At 58.4% G+C, this 14,504-nt stretch carries 16 protein-coding genes; 7 read left to right on the top strand and 9 right to left on the bottom strand.

What is annotated here, in order from left to right:
- Positions 1-5: 5 nt before the first annotated feature.
- From QMK58_RS12240 to QMK58_RS12265, 6 genes are all read right to left on the bottom strand, one after another.
- Positions 6-308 carry a hypothetical protein gene (locus QMK58_RS12240; protein ID WP_320396359.1) on the bottom strand — a complete coding sequence of 101 codons (303 nt, stop codon included), beginning with the start codon at positions 306-308 and terminating at the stop codon, positions 6-8.
- 193 nt (positions 309-501) lie between these two features.
- Positions 502-669, bottom strand: a complete 168-nt coding sequence (locus tag QMK58_RS12245; RefSeq protein WP_082344517.1) for a DUF2986 domain-containing protein — start codon at positions 667-669, stop codon at positions 502-504.
- Positions 670-738: 69 nt separating this feature from the next.
- Entirely contained in the window at positions 739-1,635 is an 897-nt protein-coding gene (locus QMK58_RS12250; RefSeq protein ID WP_053161219.1) for a serine hydrolase domain-containing protein, read from the bottom strand.
- 133 nt (positions 1,636-1,768) lie between these two features.
- Entirely contained in the window at positions 1,769-3,064 is a 1,296-nt protein-coding gene (locus tag QMK58_RS12255) for an OprD family porin (protein WP_082344516.1), read from the bottom strand.
- Positions 3,065-3,196: 132 nt separating this feature from the next.
- The gene (locus QMK58_RS12260; RefSeq protein ID WP_053161217.1) at positions 3,197-3,652 is read right to left on the bottom strand and encodes a type II 3-dehydroquinate dehydratase; all 456 of its coding nucleotides are present in this window, start codon (positions 3,650-3,652) and stop codon (positions 3,197-3,199) included.
- Between the two features lie 15 nt (positions 3,653-3,667).
- Positions 3,668-5,023: an MFS transporter gene (locus tag QMK58_RS12265; protein WP_053161215.1), complete on the bottom strand. Its 1,356-nt coding sequence runs from the start codon at positions 5,021-5,023 to the stop codon at positions 3,668-3,670.
- 167 nt (positions 5,024-5,190) lie between these two features.
- Here QMK58_RS12265 and QMK58_RS12270 point away from each other — a divergent pair, with 167 nt between their 5' ends.
- Positions 5,191-6,075 carry a LysR family transcriptional regulator gene (locus tag QMK58_RS12270; protein ID WP_053161213.1) on the top strand — a complete coding sequence of 295 codons (885 nt, stop codon included), beginning with the start codon at positions 5,191-5,193 and terminating at the stop codon, positions 6,073-6,075.
- 77 nt (positions 6,076-6,152) lie between these two features.
- A complete protein-coding gene (locus QMK58_RS12275) occupies positions 6,153-7,544 on the top strand; it encodes an MFS transporter (RefSeq protein WP_053161211.1) in 1,392 nt (463 codons plus the stop codon).
- Positions 7,545-7,598: 54 nt separating this feature from the next.
- On the opposite strand, the gene pcaG is transcribed toward QMK58_RS12275, so the two are convergent.
- From pcaG to pcaQ, 3 genes are all read right to left on the bottom strand, one after another.
- The gene (gene pcaG, locus QMK58_RS12280; protein ID WP_320396360.1) at positions 7,599-8,201 is read right to left on the bottom strand and encodes a protocatechuate 3,4-dioxygenase subunit alpha; all 603 of its coding nucleotides are present in this window, start codon (positions 8,199-8,201) and stop codon (positions 7,599-7,601) included.
- Positions 8,202-8,213: 12 nt separating this feature from the next.
- Positions 8,214-8,933 carry a protocatechuate 3,4-dioxygenase subunit beta gene (pcaH, locus tag QMK58_RS12285; protein WP_095151406.1) on the bottom strand — a complete coding sequence of 240 codons (720 nt, stop codon included), beginning with the start codon at positions 8,931-8,933 and terminating at the stop codon, positions 8,214-8,216.
- 126 nt (positions 8,934-9,059) lie between these two features.
- Positions 9,060-9,989, bottom strand: a complete 930-nt coding sequence (gene pcaQ, locus QMK58_RS12290; protein ID WP_053161205.1) for a pca operon transcription factor PcaQ — start codon at positions 9,987-9,989, stop codon at positions 9,060-9,062.
- 255 nt (positions 9,990-10,244) lie between these two features.
- Between pcaQ and QMK58_RS12295 the strand changes: the two genes are divergently transcribed.
- From QMK58_RS12295 to QMK58_RS12315, 5 genes are read left to right on the top strand one after another with little or no spacing between them, the layout of a single operon-like run.
- A complete protein-coding gene (locus tag QMK58_RS12295) occupies positions 10,245-10,922 on the top strand; it encodes a thermostable hemolysin (RefSeq protein WP_053161202.1) in 678 nt (225 codons plus the stop codon).
- Positions 10,912-12,393, top strand: coding sequence for an AMP-binding protein (locus tag QMK58_RS12300; protein ID WP_053161200.1), 1,482 nt, complete (start codon positions 10,912-10,914; stop codon positions 12,391-12,393). The genes QMK58_RS12295 and QMK58_RS12300 overlap by 11 nt, the downstream gene beginning before the upstream one ends.
- Positions 12,390-13,064, top strand: coding sequence for a TenA family transcriptional regulator (locus QMK58_RS12305; RefSeq protein WP_053161199.1), 675 nt, complete (start codon positions 12,390-12,392; stop codon positions 13,062-13,064). The genes QMK58_RS12300 and QMK58_RS12305 overlap by 4 nt, the downstream gene beginning before the upstream one ends.
- The gene (locus tag QMK58_RS12310; RefSeq protein ID WP_053161197.1) at positions 13,051-13,860 is read left to right on the top strand and encodes an SDR family oxidoreductase; all 810 of its coding nucleotides are present in this window, start codon (positions 13,051-13,053) and stop codon (positions 13,858-13,860) included. The genes QMK58_RS12305 and QMK58_RS12310 overlap by 14 nt, the downstream gene beginning before the upstream one ends.
- Entirely contained in the window at positions 13,857-14,501 is a 645-nt protein-coding gene (locus QMK58_RS12315) for a tetratricopeptide repeat protein (protein WP_320396361.1), read from the top strand. Before QMK58_RS12310 ends, QMK58_RS12315 begins: the two co-directional genes overlap by 4 nt.
- The last annotated feature ends 3 nt before the right edge of the window (positions 14,502-14,504 follow it).

Genomic DNA, 14,504 nt, shown 5'->3' on the forward strand with positions numbered 1-14,504 from the left:
CTCATTCAGGCGATACCGTAAAACATACGCGTGTACCGATTGACGCTTCTTGACCGACGTTGTTCAGTCGGTTGTCGAGAGGCGAGAAGTTCAACTTGCTGCTCGATGTCCTCGCGCAAATCCGCCAGGTTCAACAGGTTATCGTAGTCGGTCTTTAGCTGTTTGCGCTGCTCGATCTGACGTAACTGGTTGCTGACCTTCAACTGTAGAAGTTCGGGGTTGATGGGTTTGGCAGTAATGAAAATCACCGGAATCCGCTTGGCTCGCGGATGGCTGCTTAGGTGCCTGAGCAGCTCGAAGCCGTCCATGTCGGGAGAAGGGACTGTAAGGACTCTTCGGGGCTTTGCCAGGCGGTGACGTCGATGCTGCACGTGACGCCAAAAATATGCACAACGAGCCGGGGCTTAGCGCGGGTCAATTCCCCATTCACGCGTCGTGGCGTGAGGTATCCAGTCACTGAGCGATGCGCTTGCGCCATTGACCATACCGAGCGTGAACCCGTTATTCGGACTCGCAAGAAACGACCGGGTCGTGACTGGATTCAGCCGCCGCCAGCTTCAATCGGTCAGCTTTACTGATGTATTTGTTCTTGTTGACCGGTGCCAGTTTCGCACTCGCTTTTTTGGCTTTAGCCTTGAATAGCTGTTTTAATTTTTTTTGACGGTTCATGTTTTTTGGCTCGGCTGGTAAGGGCTCGCATGATATCAGCTTAACTATTTGACCGGCTCCTGATCGGCCTCATACGTTTTTATGCCCTGTACCCAAGACTTTTTTCAACTGATGAACCACGTGGGCTTCGACGGCACCTTCATTGGCGCTTGCGTCATACGCGGCACAACACGCGGATGCCTCTGCGTCGGAGCAGCGATACACCGCAATGACACTGCCAGGGCCACACCCGGTATGCCCGCACAGGGTCAGGCCACCTTCAATCGGACCCTGCATCACCCCAAGACCATATCCCGGTGCAATCCATGGTCGTCCGGGAATCGGACCGCCCAATGTTCGAGCGGTCTGCATTTGCTGGAGCAAATCCGTAGAGAGAAGGTCTGCGCCGAGCAGGCGGTCGAGCCATAGCGCTGCGTGCGAAAGGGGGCCGATCAGCAGGCCGTGATAAACCCAGGCAGGGTCATAGCGGGACGATTTACCCAGACAGGTTGCTTGTAAATCTGCTCGCGTTTTGGCGAAGTGAACGCCCGACAGACCCAAGGGCGTGAATGCACGACAACTCACGGCCTCTTCAAGCGCCAGATCAGTCACTCGTTCAATCAGCCTGCCGATGAGCCAGTAACCGACATTCGAGTAGCGCCACGCGGTTCCGGGGCTGTATCGCAGTCGAGTGCCCTCAAGACGTTGCATCATTTCACCTGCCGGCCAGGCGCTCTCATGGTTCGCAACCGCGCTGTGATACTCCGCCAGTTCGCCATAGTCGGCCAGACCCGCCTCATGCCGCAGTAGTTGGCGCAACGTGAACGGTTGATCAAGAACCGGGTCGTCCAATCCGACCCGGCCATCGCGAACCAGTGAAAGTGCCGTCACGGCCAGAACTGTCTTGGTAAAACTCCACCAGGGGACCAACGGTTCTGACCGGTCAGGTGCCAATGACTGACCTCTGGATACAAGTGAACTCAGCATTGGCTTCCCTGGAGTGTTGAACAGATCGACAGCTCGACAAGATATCTCATTCATCCTTGTTCATGAGACAGCAACGTCCCGTTGAGCTGACAAAGCGTTTCGCCTGTTCTCTACCGTGTTCAGGGCCGTCGCACTACAGCAACGAAATCGGGTAGCTGACAAAGAGCCGGTTTTCGTCGAATTCGTTGGTGCTGAAGTCTCTGCGAATACTGGAGTTGCGCCATTTGACGCTCAGGTTTTTCAGGGCGCCGGACTGGATCACATAAGCCAATTCAGATTCGCGGCCCCATTCCTTGCCATCCGTGATAGCGCCTGTGTGCACGTTGTCGCCACTCAAGTAACGGTTCATCAGCGTCAGTCCAGGGACACCGACCGTTGTGAAGTTGAAGTCGTGACGAACCTGCCAGGAGCGTTCCTGCGCGTTATCGAAACTGGAGTTGTAGCTGTCGTTCGCCAGTGTGCCGCCACTGGCGCCGTTGACCCGCATCCACGCGGTATCACCGGTGAGCTTTTGCAAGCCGACATAAAAGGTGTTGCCGCCCAGTTTGGCGGAGAACAAGCCGAAAGCGGTCTTGTTGTCCATATCGCCGGCCAGGCTGGCACCGTCTTCCTTGCCAATGAAGTAGCCCATGTTGGCGCCCAGTGTCCAGTCACCTACCGGTTGGCTGTGGTTGAGGCTGATGTACTGTTGTTGGTAGATGTCTTGAAGTTCGTCGTACCAGAGTCCAACCGTCGTGCGTTTCTCGTTGAACGTGTATTCGCCGCCGCCGAAGTTGAACCGGTCGGACGTGAACGCCGCTTTGCCGTTCATGGACATATCTTCCATGCTGGCGTCGTTACGCGGGCTGTTCTGCCTGATCTGACCGCCGTACAACGTCAACCCGTTGATTTCCTGGGAGGTGATCTGGGCGCCTTGAAAGGTCTGCGGCAACGAACGGCCGTCATCTGAACGCAGAATCGGCAGCGAACTGACCCATTCGCCTACTTTCACCACCGTTTTGGAAACCTTGGCCTTGGCGGCAATGCCCAACCGTCCAAAGTTGTCCGCTGGACGCCCATCGTCATGGACAGGCAACAGTTGCGTGCCGGCCGTGCCTTTGCCCCCGTCGAGCTTCTGCGAATACAGTCCCAGAACATCCACGCCGAACCCTACCGGACCTTGGGTGTAGCCGGAGCGGGCGTCGAGTATAAAGTTTTGCGTCCACTCTTCAGCCTTGTTCTGTGGTGCGGCTGGACGCGGGTAGGCGGGGTTGACGAAGTTGCGATTGATGTAAGCGTTGCGCAGGTTGAGCGTGCTGGTAGCGCCCTCGATGAAACCGCTATTTTCATCGGCATGAGCAGCAGTCGCCACGCCCGCACCGAGTGCCAGGGTCAGGCCGATCAATGTGTAATGTGCAGGCACGTTACGGCGAAAAACAGAGTGATGCATGAGGGGTTCTCTCGCAGTGAATTATTATTTTTTTGGCAGTTTTTTGCAGTCGGCGACTGAATTTCAGGCGCAGGCGGCCCTGGCAACCATCTGCCGGGAGACCGCCGGGTAAGCGTTAAGCGAAGAGGGGTGTCAGCTGTTGGCCACCTGACGACGCAGCAGGTCGTCAATGGCCCGGATTGCCAGGGGGTAACCGTCGGCCCCCATGCCGCAGATCACCGCATTCACCGCGCCGGACATGATGGAGTGGCGATGCAGTTCATCCCGTGCATGGATGTTCGACAGATGCAGTTCAATCAGCGGTGTGTTGAGCAGCTTCAGGGCATCGAGCACCGGAATCGAATGAAACGATAAGCCGGCCGGGTTGATGATCACCGCTGCGCCTTGCTCGAAGGCTTCTTGAATCCAGTCGACCATCACGCCTTCGTGGTTGGTCTGGCGAAAGTCGCAGACCAGGTCAAGTTCCTCGGCCAGCCGTTCACTGCGTTGGCGAATCTGATCGAGCGTGGTGTGGCCATAGATGTGCGGCTCACGACGACCCAGCAGGTTCAAGTTCGGGCCGTTAAGGATGAAGACGGTGCGGTTCATGGTCGTCCTGCTGCGTTATTTGGAAAGAAGGGCTGGAGCGGCAGTCGTGTCCGCGTCAGGTGCCGCGACGGCGTTCAGGTCGATGCCGCGGGTTTCAGGGCCGATGAGGATCATGGCCAGCGAGATCAGGTTGATCACGGCGCACAGCGTCACCAGCGGCCAGGGCGAGTTGTTCGACTGGCTCATCAGATAGACCGCGATCATTGGCATCGGGCCACCGATGACCAGGTTGGCGCCGGTGTAGGCCAGTGCCGAGCCCGAGTAACGAACCTGGGTCGGGAATGCTTCGGCGAATGCCACCGGCTGGATGCCGCTTTGAAACTGGGTGAAGCCCAAAAACAGCCCCATGATTGCCATGATGGCGGCAACGTTCAGCGTGTTGAGGATCGGGAAATAGACGAACAGGATCAGCAAGGTCATGCACGAACCGAATGCCAGCGCCTTTTTACGGCCCCAACGATCGGACAGATAACCACCGGCCAGCGCACCGAAGATCGCACACATGTTTGCCACCATCAGCGACATGAAGCCTGTCGACTGGCTAAAGCCCAGGTGCTTGGTCAGGTAGCTGAGGGAGAAAATCACGATCAGATAGAACAGCGCAGCGGGCGAGCAAAAGAAAAACATCAAGCGCAGGATGGTTTTGTAGTGGCTACCAACAGCGGACTTGAGCGGGCTTTTTTCCTGCTTGATCGGGGTCTTTTTCAAGGCGACGAAGGCTGGGGTTTCATCGACTTTCAGGCGGATGAAGATCGCGACCACCACCAGTACGAAACTCAGGAGGAAGGGGATCCGCCAGCCAAAGCTTTCGAATTGTTCGCTGGAAAGTGTCGCAGCCAGGCCCATCAGTACGCCGTTGGCTAATATCTGACTGAGGGGCGAGCACAAGCCGAGCAAGCCGGAATAACGTCCGCGTCGGTCTGGGGAGGCGTGCTCCAGCGCCATCAGTTGTGCCCCGGTGGACTCACCGCCCAGCGCGAAGCCTTGAATGATCCGCAGCAGAACGAGAAGGATCGGTGCCCAAATGCCGATCTGAGCATAAGTAGGCAACAGGCCCATCAGCACAGAGGCCAGACCCATCAGGGTCACGGTGGCCAGCATCAGATTGCGGCGGCCCAGTTTGTCGCCGAGGTAGCCACAGGTAATCGCGCCCAATGGACGAGCGGCCAGGCCAACGCCAAACGTTGCCAGCGAGGCGAGCAGGCCGGCGGTCGGCTCCATGGCCGGGAAAAACAGCTTGGGCAGAATGGTCGCCGACACCGCGCCATACAGGGTGAAGTCAAACCACTCCAAAGCGGTACCAACGGTCGCGGCGGTCACCGCTTTGCGAGGCATGCGCGAATCATGAGTCTCGTGACTGGTTGTGCTCATTGAGGTGCTCGTCATTGTTTTTATGGTTACGGGATACCCATACGATTCCGTTCGGGCAGAGGCCTTTGCAGGAAGCGTTTGCAGTGGGTAGACATTAACGCATCGTCCCTACAGAATAATTATCAAAATCACGACAAATAGATAAGCTGGCCTTATGGGTGAGGATCATGGAACTGCGTCATCTGAAAGCCTTTGTGGTCGCCGCCGACTTGCAGCACTTCAGCCGGGCGGCAGAACAACTGGGTATTGCGCAACCGGCGCTGAGTCAATTGATGCGCACGCTTGAGTCCGAGCTGGGGCTGGCACTGTTCCGCCGGGAAAACCGGGGCGTCGCGTTGACCGCTGCCGGCGAGGCGTTTTTGCCCCATGCGCGGCAGTCCATCGAGTCCAGCGAACTGGCGACTGCCGCTGCACGGCGTGCCCGACGCGGTGAAGTGGGGGAGATCAACATCGGCTACCACTCGGCGTTGTTCGAGGCCAACCTTCCGCAATTGCTGCGGCATTACTTCAGCACGTTCCCCGAAGTCAAAGTGTCGCTGGTGGACGCGGGGATCCGCGCGCAGTTCGACAGTTTGCTGGACCACACACTCGACCTGGCCTTTGCCAGGGTGTTTAAGGATCACCTGCCTGATCGTCTGCGCACCCATCATTTCAGTCAATCCCGGCTGGTTTTGCTGATCCCGGACAACCATGAACTGGCGGACAGCTTTAGCGGAGAACTGGCGACGTTGCGGCACGAGAAATTTGTGTTTTTGCAGGACAGTGCCGGCATCGGCCTGACCTCGCACACCCTCCAGGCGTGCCGGCAAAACCAGCTGCACCCCGAGAACATCATGTCTGTGCCGTCACTGATGAGCATCCCCGGATTGGTGGCGGCGGGTATCGGCTTGAGCATCGTGCCTGAAACCATGACCCGGTTGACCATGCCAGGCATTCGGATCGTGCCGCTGGCGCAACCGGAAATGGTCAGCGAACTGTCGCTGATTTCCCGCATCGATGAGCGTTCCAGTGCGGTGCTGCACTTTATTGAGGAGGCTCAGGGATGGGGATGACCGCTATGCGTTTGGTGATATACCCCACTGTCGATAGTAAAGTGGCAACCAATGTCTTGATTCAACAGGGATGACCTATGTCTCAACGCCGTTCGATGTGGATTGCCCTGTTGGTCGCGGTCACCTTCTTCATGGAGAACCTCGACGCCACGGTGATCGCCACTGCGCTGCCGGACATGGCCAGGACGTTTGGTGTGCCGGTGGTGGATGTGAACATCGGGATGAGCGTCTACATGCTCGCGGTGGCGGTGTTCATCCCCATCAGCGGCTGGTTGGCCGATCGCTTTGGCTCAAGGCTGGTATTCAGTTCGGCAATCGTGCTGTTCAGCCTGTCTTCGCTGATGTGTGCATTGAGTGGCAGCCTGGAAACTTTTGTTGCCTCGCGCGTGCTGCAAGGCATCAGCGGCGCGATGATGGTCCCGGTCGGGCGCCTGGCGGTGCTGCGCACCACCGAAAAGAAAGACCTCGTGCGGGCGATATCCTTTATTACCTGGCCCGGTCTGGTTGCTCCGGTGCTTGGACCGCCCTTGGGCGGCTTGATCGTCACCCACGCCTCCTGGCCATGGATTTTCTACCTCAATCTTCCATTAGGCGTGTTGGCCTTGGTGGCCGCGCTCCTGCTGATTCCCAGGCAAGAACACGTCGTTAACCGAACCTTTGATTTCAGTGGTTTTCTGCTGGCGGGCACTGCCAGCGCTGCACTGCTGTTTGGCGTCGAGATGCTGGGGCAAGGCCAAGCCAATTTGCTTCACGCACTGTTGCTCAGTGGGGCTGGTGTGGTGCTCGCGATCCTGGCCTGGCGACATATGCGCCGGCATGCACAGCCATTGCTGGCACTGGGGGTTCTGGGCATCCGCACATTCAGCGTCTGCTTGTGTGGTGGATCGATTTTCCGGATCGCCATCAGCGCCTTGCCGTTTCTCCTGCCGCTGATGTTTCAACTGGCCTTCGGCCTTTCTGCGCTGGATGCGGGGCTGTTGGTGCTGGCCGTCTTTGCGGGCAATCTGGCCATGAAACCGTTCACCTCGGCGGTGATGCAACGCTGGGGCTTTCGCCCGGTGTTGATGGTCAATGGCGTGCTCGGCGTGCTGGCGATAGCGGCCTGTGCCTTGCTCGATGAACACATGAGCAGGGTGCTTGTCTTGTTGATTCTGTTCGTCGGGGGGTTGTCACGCTCCATGCAGTTCACCGCGTTCAACACGTTGGGGTTTGCAGACGTTCCCAAGGAGCAGATGAGCGATGCTTCAACCTTGTTCAGTATGTTCTTCCAGCTCAGCATGGCGATGGGTGTTGCCGCAGGCGCATTGCTGTTGCGTCTTGCCATGAGCATCCACGGCAATACCGGGCACGCAGAAACACTCGACTTTCAGCTGACGTTCCTTTGTGTTGCGGCGATTGGGGGGATTGCATTGCTGGACAACCTGCGCTTGCCACCCAAGGCAGGTGAGTCGGTCTTGCAGCGGGCATGAGAAAAGCGCTGAGCCGGTGTTGAGCGATGGCGTCTCAACACCCGGCCGGCGTGATTAGAAGTCGAAGAACACGGTTTCCGCTTCGCCTTGAACATGAATATCGAATCGGTAGGCCAGCTTGCCGTCAACCGTGCAGCGCCGGGCGATCAGGGATTCGCGCCGATGAGGTTGTTCAATCAGGTTCAAGACCGGATCGACGGCATTCGCCTGGGGTTCGTCGTCGAAATACAGGCGGGTCTGCAGGTGGATGTTGATGCCTCGGGCAAACAGCGCCACGTTGATGTGCGAAGCCATGGGAACGCCCGAGGCGTTTTTCACTACGCCCGGCTTGACGGTGTTGATCGTCCATTCGCCCACATCGGTCGTGGCGGTACGGCCAAAGCAGTTGAAGGGCTTTTCCAGATCGAAAGCGCTGTCGTAGAGGCCATCGTGATTGGCCTGCCAAAACTCCAGAAACGCGTCACGAATCAAGTGGCCGTTACCGTCGTAAACGTGACCCATCAACAGAATGTGCTCACCTGGCGCGCCAGGTTTTGCCATCAGGTTCCAGATTTCCTGATCGCGCGGCGGGTTTCCGGCGGCTTCCAGTGCCAGTCCGATATGGACATAGGGGCCTGCGGTTTGCGACGGCGTCTCGGGCAGAAGTTGAACGGGCATGTGCAGGCCTCCTCAGCGGTTTTCGAAGTGGGTCTTGCGCTGGCCGCGCAGGACGATATCAAAGCGATAAGCCAGGCAATCCATAGGATTGGCCATGCTCATATCGAGTTTGGCGATCAGGCTTTGCACCGCTTCCTGATTGGCGATCGACTTGACGATCGGGCACATGGGGATCAACGGATCGCCTTCGAAATACAGCTGGGTAATCAGGCGCGTGGCAATGGACGGGCCGCTGATGGAGACATGGATATGCGCCGGCCGCCAGTCGTTGGGACCATTGCGCCATGGGTAAGGGCCGGGTTTGACGGTGCGGAAGCTATAGTTGCCATCGCGGTCGGTCAATGCTCGGCCGACGCCACCGAAGTTCGGATCAAGGGGGGCCAGATAACTGTCTTTCTTATGCCGGTAACGGCCACCGGCATTGGCTTGCCACATCTCCACCAGGGTGTGGGGGATCGGCTTGCCGTACTGATCACAGACACGACCGGCGACGATGATGCGTTCGCCAATGGGCAGGCCACCGTGATTGAAATTCAACAGCAGATCGTTATCGTGCTGACCCATCTTCAGATGGGAGAAGTCCGGGCCGCTGGTCTCGGATAAAGACTGGGGGATGCTCACCAGTGCCTGGCGTGGGGATCGCAGGATGGAAGTCTTGTAGTCCGGTGTCAGGGCTTTTGGATGCCAATTACGGTCACGAATGACGAAGCGGCTGTCGTGCGCATCAGACATGTCGTTTTTCCTGTTGTTATGGTTGGACGGAGGCGGGCACTGCCTTGGCAGCGACGTGACACCCAGTTTCCGCTTGTGCGACCCAACCAAAAAATGAAAAAACCGACTTGATGCATATCCATATGGTTATGGATATTTTCCCTCACGATATTCTTCTCCGACCTCACGCAACGCTTCCACGCACCACTGAGCCGCCGTTGTCACGGGCAATACAGGATTGGTGCACAGCCCTACAGAGCCCCCTGGTTCACGCATTCCAAGATCCAGCTCTACCAGATCGCCTTGCCGCAAATCCTGTCTGACCGCATCGAATGGCGCGACCCAGATGGCCTGACTGCATTGCACGTAGCGCCGGCTCAGCGCCACCGAAAGGGTTTCCAGGCGTTGACGTGATGGTGTTATGCCGTGCTGCACAAACAGGCTGTCGGCGAACTTGCGGATCGTCGTCCCTGCCGAGGGTAATACCAGCGGATAGTCTTCGAGGTTTTTATGCCCCAGCGGATCAGCGAGCAATGGATGGCCGTTACGGACCACCAGGGTCATGGATTCGCTGTAGAGGTGTTCGAACGTCAGCCCGAGAATCAAAGGGCTATCGGTCATTCTGCCCACCACCAGATCCAGTTCTCCGACTCGCAGCCGGGACAGCAAATAGGCGCTCGGCCCGGTCACGACATTGACCACCAATGCCGGATGACGCTGGTGTAGACGGGATACGATTTCAGGCACCAACAGACTTTCGACCGTGGACAGCGCACCGAGCTGCACGGTAATGGGTTCATGTACCCCGGAGCGCAAACTGTTGACCCCTTCACGCAGCGATTGCACGCTCGGGCCCGCATAGCGCAAAAAGGCCACTCCAGCCTCGGTCAGTGTCGAGCCCTTTTTACTCCGTTCAAACAGAGTGGCTTGCAGCAGGGATTCCAGTTCTTTGAGCGTCTTGGAAAGCGCGGGCTGGCTGATGGCCAACTTATCGCAAGCACGTGCCAGGCTGCCCTGGCGCGCCACTTCGAGAAAACACACCAGATGACGGAATTTGATTCGGGTATCGATGTTCAATCGGCTGCTCTGCCTATGGGGTATGGCATCCATTATTGTCGAATGCGAAGCGTTCGGGCAGTTGAACTGTACTGCGCTGGTCATTTTCTGCCATCAATCACTCAAAGCCACCTTGCGTCATCCGGTCAAATCTTGAGTAAAAAGACAAACACACCTTGGGCCGCAGCTTCGTCCACTACTCTTTTTCTCGCCTTCAGACTTCGTTAAGAAATGCCTTGGATACTGCTCCCGGATTGCTCCCTGGAGGTGTCTTCAATGTCCGATTTCAACTGGAACACTCAGTTGCCGCTGCGCTTTGGCCAAGCGCAAACACCACAGATGCATCTCGTCAGAGCATTGCCGGACGACCCGCAACGGGACGCCTTCGAAGCCTTCATCCAGCAACGTTTTCGCAAGGCACACGGAGCCGACATTCGCCATTTCATGCCGCAACTGTTTGGTATGAACGATGCGGCGGGGGCGTTGTGCGCCGTGGTCGGCGTGCGTCTGGCCAGTGCCGGTCCCCTGTTTCTGGAGGCTTATCTGGACGAGGCGATTGATCCGCTGATCAGTGCGGTCGCCGATCAGACCGTGGACCGCTCGGCCATCGTCGAAGTGGGCAATCTGGCGGCCAGCGACACCGCAAGCGCCCGAGTGAGCATCATCGCGATGACCTACCTGCTGGCCATGGGAGGACTGGAGTGGGTCGCCTTTACCGGGAACCTGGGGCTGGTGAACAGCTTTCATCGTCTTGGTTTGAAACCGGTGACGCTATGTGCTGCCGACCCTGCGCGCCTGGGTGAGGACCGCCATGCCTGGGGCAGCTACTACGACAGCAAACCATGGGTTCACGTGGGCAACATCCGTTGCGGATTCATTCATTTATGCAGCATGGGTCTGTTCAGTCGCATGGGGTTGCCAACCACCCTTGCAGGAGCCTTCCATGTCGCCTGAACTGGAACGTTTCCAACAGACCCTGCGCGATCATGCCGAGCGAAAAACCAACGCCACCGCATTGTGGGACGACCAGCAGAAGCTGGACTACGCCACGCTGTATGCCGAAGTGACGTATCGCCAGCAGCGCCTGCGCAATGAGCAGGTCAAGGTTGTCGCTCTGGCACTGGACAACGGCGTAGACGCCATGCTCTGGGATCTGGCAGCACTTTTCGAAGGCCTGACCTGTGTGGCCTTGCCGCCCTTTTTCAGTCCGGCGCAACGCAGGCATTGCCTGGAACACAGTCAGGCCGAACGGGTGATTGCCGAGCCACGAATGGACGGCGAACTGCAAGCGGCCGAGTATCAGAAGTACGGTGAGTTCTGGCGTCGCTCATTCGCTGGCACAGACCGGATGCCCGAAGGCACCGCCAAATTGACGTTCACCTCGGGTACCACAGGCACACCGAAGGGTGTTTGTTTGAGTGCCCAAAGCATTCTGCGAGTCACCCGTGAGCTGGACCTGGCCAGCAAACCCACCGACCCACAGCACCACCTGGCCCTGCTGCCGTTGGCCATTTTGCTTGAGAACATCGGTTGTTATGCCGCGCTGTCTGCCGGCGCGACATTGAGCCTGCCCAGCCAGAAAACCCTGGGGGTTCAAGGCGCAAGCGGTGTCGATGTACCGCAGCTGTTGAGATGCCTGTCCAGCCGATCTCCTCAGAGCCTGATTTTAGTGCCTCAGTTACTGCTGGTGCTGGTCAGCGCTGCCGAACAGAAAGCCTTCGACCCGCGGCATCTGCGTTTTGCCGCTGTGGGCGGCGCCCGGGTTTGCGAGGACTTGCTGCATCGTGCACAGCGTGTGGGAGTCCCGGTTTATGAAGGTTATGGACTGTCGGAATGTGCCTCGGTGGTGTGTCTCAACCGCCCGCAAGCGCGCCGCCCCGGCAGTGTCGGGCAGCCATTGCCCCATGTGGAGATTCGCCTGGCGGACGACGGCGAAGTGCTCATCAAGGGTGCAACCTTGCTGGGCTACCTGGGAGAGGCACCACACACCACTCAATGGTGGCCCAGCGGGGATCTGGGCGAGTTCGACGCCGAAGGTTTTCTTTACCTCAAGGGGCGCAAGAAACATCAGTTCGTGACCAGTTTCGGTCGCAACGTAAACCCCGAGTGGGTGGAGGCCGAACTGACCCAGCGCCGTCATGTTGCCCAGGCCTTCGTGTACGGCGAAGCCATGGCGCACAACCATGCGCTGCTCTGGCCTCTTCGTCAGGACTGTACCGACGATCAGCTGGCCGCCACCGTCGCGCAGGCCAACGAGGCTTTGCCCGAGTACGCGCGGATTCGTCACTGGACCCGGCTCGACCAACCCTTCACGCCCGCCAACGGTTTGCTCACCGCCAATGGCCGGCCTCGCCGTGATGCCATTGTCGAACACTATCGGGTGCAACTGAGCGAATCGGTCGTTGCCGAGGAGTACGTGCCATGAGTTTTTTTGATGCGCTGCAAGAAGCCACTCACCAAGAACGTCTTGAGTTGTTCAACGTGCCGATCATTCGTGATGCGCTGGAGGGCAACGTCAGCCTGCAAAGTTACCGGGCCTTTCTGGAACAGGCCTATTACCACGTGCGCCATACCGTTCCGTTGATGATGGCCTGCGGGGCACGCCTGCCATCACGTCTGGAATGGCTGCGCGAAGCGGTGTGTGAATACATCGAGGACGAGTATGGCCACGAGCAGTGGGTACTCAATGACATCGAAGCCTGCGGCGGCGACAAGGAGGCTGTGCGCGAGGGACGTCCGTCCTTGCCGATCGAACTGATGGTCAGCTACCTCTACGACTTGATTGCCCGGGCCAACCCGGTGGGGTTGTTCGGCATGGTCAACGTGCTCGAAGGTACCAGCATCGCGCTGGCTACCCGCGCCGCCGGGAGCATTCGCGAACACCTGAGCCTGCCGGAAAGTGCCTTCAGTTATCTCAGTTCCCACGGCTCGCTGGATATAGAACACATGCAGACCTTCCGCCGACTGATGGACAAGCTGCAAGACCCGGATGATCAGGCCACCGTCATTGAGGCTTCAAAAGTGGTCTATCGGCTCTACGCCGGTATGTTCCGTGGCTTGCCGCGTGACGGGGAGAGCCTGCATGCGCCTTTCTGAAGCTCGCGTCGTGTTGACTGGTGCCAGCGGTGGTATCGGTCTGGCAATCGCCACAGCACTGTGCGTCAGTGGTGCCCATGTGTTGGCAGTGGCGCGGCATCGGGGACCGTTGGAGCCTTTGCTCAAGCGCTACCCGCAAAACCTGTGCTGGGTGGACGCCGACCTGACCCTCCTCGCCGAGCGTCGCGAGGTGCTGGCCGAGGCCGAAAGCATGGGCGGCATTAACCTGCTGATCAATGCTGCCGGGGTCAATCATTTCTCCATGCTCGAACAACTGGATGACTGCGAGATCAACGCGATGCTGGCGGTGAACATCAGTGCACCTGTCTGCCTGACCAAACTCTTGCTGCCACTGCTCAAGCAGGCCACCAGTGCCATGGTGGTGAACGTTGGTTCGACCTATGGCTCCATTGGCTATCCCGGCTATGCCAGTTATTGCGCCACCAAGTTTGCCCTGCGTGGGTTTTCCGAAGCCTTGCGCCGGGAGCTGGCAGATACGCGCGTCGGCGTACTCTACGTCGCCCCGCGGGCCACTCGCACCAGCATGAACAGCCCGGCAGCCCAAGCGCTGAACGATGCGCTCAAGACCAACGTCGACGATCCGCAAACCGTGGCGGCCGCGGTGATTCACGCCATTGCCGGTGACCGTCGCGATCTGTACCTGGGCTGGCCGGAGCGCTTTTTCGTACGTCTCAATAGCCTGCTGCCCCAACTGGTGGACAGAGGCCTGCGCAAGCAATTGCCGTTGATTCGCCGCTTGAGCAAGAAACCCGACCAGGAGAGCCTCAAACCATGAAAAACATCGCCGCTTGCCTGCTACTTGGCGCTTTGAGTCAGAGTGCCTGGGCACTGGATGCACAAGATCAGCAGCGCCTGAACGGAATTCAGCAATCCTGGGCCCACATTCAATACCAATTGCCGGAGGGGCAGCGAACCGCGGCCTTCGAAAAGCTCGCCGCTCAGGCTACGAACTTCACACAGGAACGCCAAACGGTGGCTGAGGCCTGGATCTGGTCTGGCATTGTGACCAGCAGTTGGGCTGGGGCTCAGGGAGGCTTGGGCGCACTGAGCAAGGTCAAGGATGCCAAGGCTGATCTGGAACAAGCCCTGGCCCTGGACCCCAAAGCCCTGCAAGGCTCTGCCTACACCAGCCTCGGGGCGTTGTACGACCGTGTCCCGGGATGGCCGATTGGTTTTGGCGACTCGGACAAGGCCGAGCAGTTACTCAAGCTAGCGGTGCAAATGAACCCCGATGGCATCGATAGCCTGTACTTCTGGGGCGATCACCTCTACCGTCAAAAGCGTTACGTTGAAGCGAAGGCTGCACTGCAAAAAGCGCTGAAGGCCGCGCCTCGTCCCGGCCGCGAAACCGCCGATGCCGGGCGCCGCAAAGAGATTGAAACGCTGTTGGTGGACGTGAACAAAAAACTCGGCTGACAG

Source organism: Pseudomonas sp. P8_241, from assembly GCF_034008315.1.
Lineage (GTDB): Bacteria > Pseudomonadota > Gammaproteobacteria > Pseudomonadales > Pseudomonadaceae > Aquipseudomonas.

Bases quoted from the DNA above. Each gene is read 5' to 3' on its own strand.
- QMK58_RS12275 (WP_053161211.1), top strand. From the start codon at position 6,153: ATGTCTCAACGCCGTTCGATGTGGATTGCCCTGTTGGTCGCGGTCACC.
- QMK58_RS12295 (WP_053161202.1), top strand. From the start codon at position 10,245: ATGTCCGATTTCAACTGGAACACTCAGTTGCCGCTGCGCTTTGGCCAA.
- QMK58_RS12300 (WP_053161200.1), top strand. From the start codon at position 10,912: ATGTCGCCTGAACTGGAACGTTTCCAACAGACCCTGCGCGATCATGCC.
- QMK58_RS12305 (WP_053161199.1), top strand. From the start codon at position 12,390: ATGAGTTTTTTTGATGCGCTGCAAGAAGCCACTCACCAAGAACGTCTT.
- QMK58_RS12310 (WP_053161197.1), top strand. From the start codon at position 13,051: ATGCGCCTTTCTGAAGCTCGCGTCGTGTTGACTGGTGCCAGCGGTGGT.
- QMK58_RS12250 (WP_053161219.1), bottom strand. From the start codon at position 1,635: ATGCTGAGTTCACTTGTATCCAGAGGTCAGTCATTGGCACCTGACCGG.
- pcaH (WP_095151406.1), bottom strand. From the start codon at position 8,933: ATGTCTGATGCGCACGACAGCCGCTTCGTCATTCGTGACCGTAATTGG.
- QMK58_RS12260 (WP_053161217.1), bottom strand. From the start codon at position 3,652: ATGAACCGCACCGTCTTCATCCTTAACGGCCCGAACTTGAACCTGCTG.
- QMK58_RS12265 (WP_053161215.1), bottom strand. From the start codon at position 5,023: ATGAGCACAACCAGTCACGAGACTCATGATTCGCGCATGCCTCGCAAA.
- QMK58_RS12315 (WP_320396361.1), top strand. From the start codon at position 13,857: ATGAAAAACATCGCCGCTTGCCTGCTACTTGGCGCTTTGAGTCAGAGT.
- pcaG (WP_320396360.1), bottom strand. From the start codon at position 8,201: ATGCCCGTTCAACTTCTGCCCGAGACGCCGTCGCAAACCGCAGGCCCC.
- QMK58_RS12270 (WP_053161213.1), top strand. From the start codon at position 5,191: ATGGAACTGCGTCATCTGAAAGCCTTTGTGGTCGCCGCCGACTTGCAG.
- QMK58_RS12255 (WP_082344516.1), bottom strand. From the start codon at position 3,064: ATGCATCACTCTGTTTTTCGCCGTAACGTGCCTGCACATTACACATTG.
- QMK58_RS12245 (WP_082344517.1), bottom strand. From the start codon at position 669: ATGAACCGTCAAAAAAAATTAAAACAGCTATTCAAGGCTAAAGCCAAA.
- QMK58_RS12240 (WP_320396359.1), bottom strand. From the start codon at position 308: ATGGACGGCTTCGAGCTGCTCAGGCACCTAAGCAGCCATCCGCGAGCC.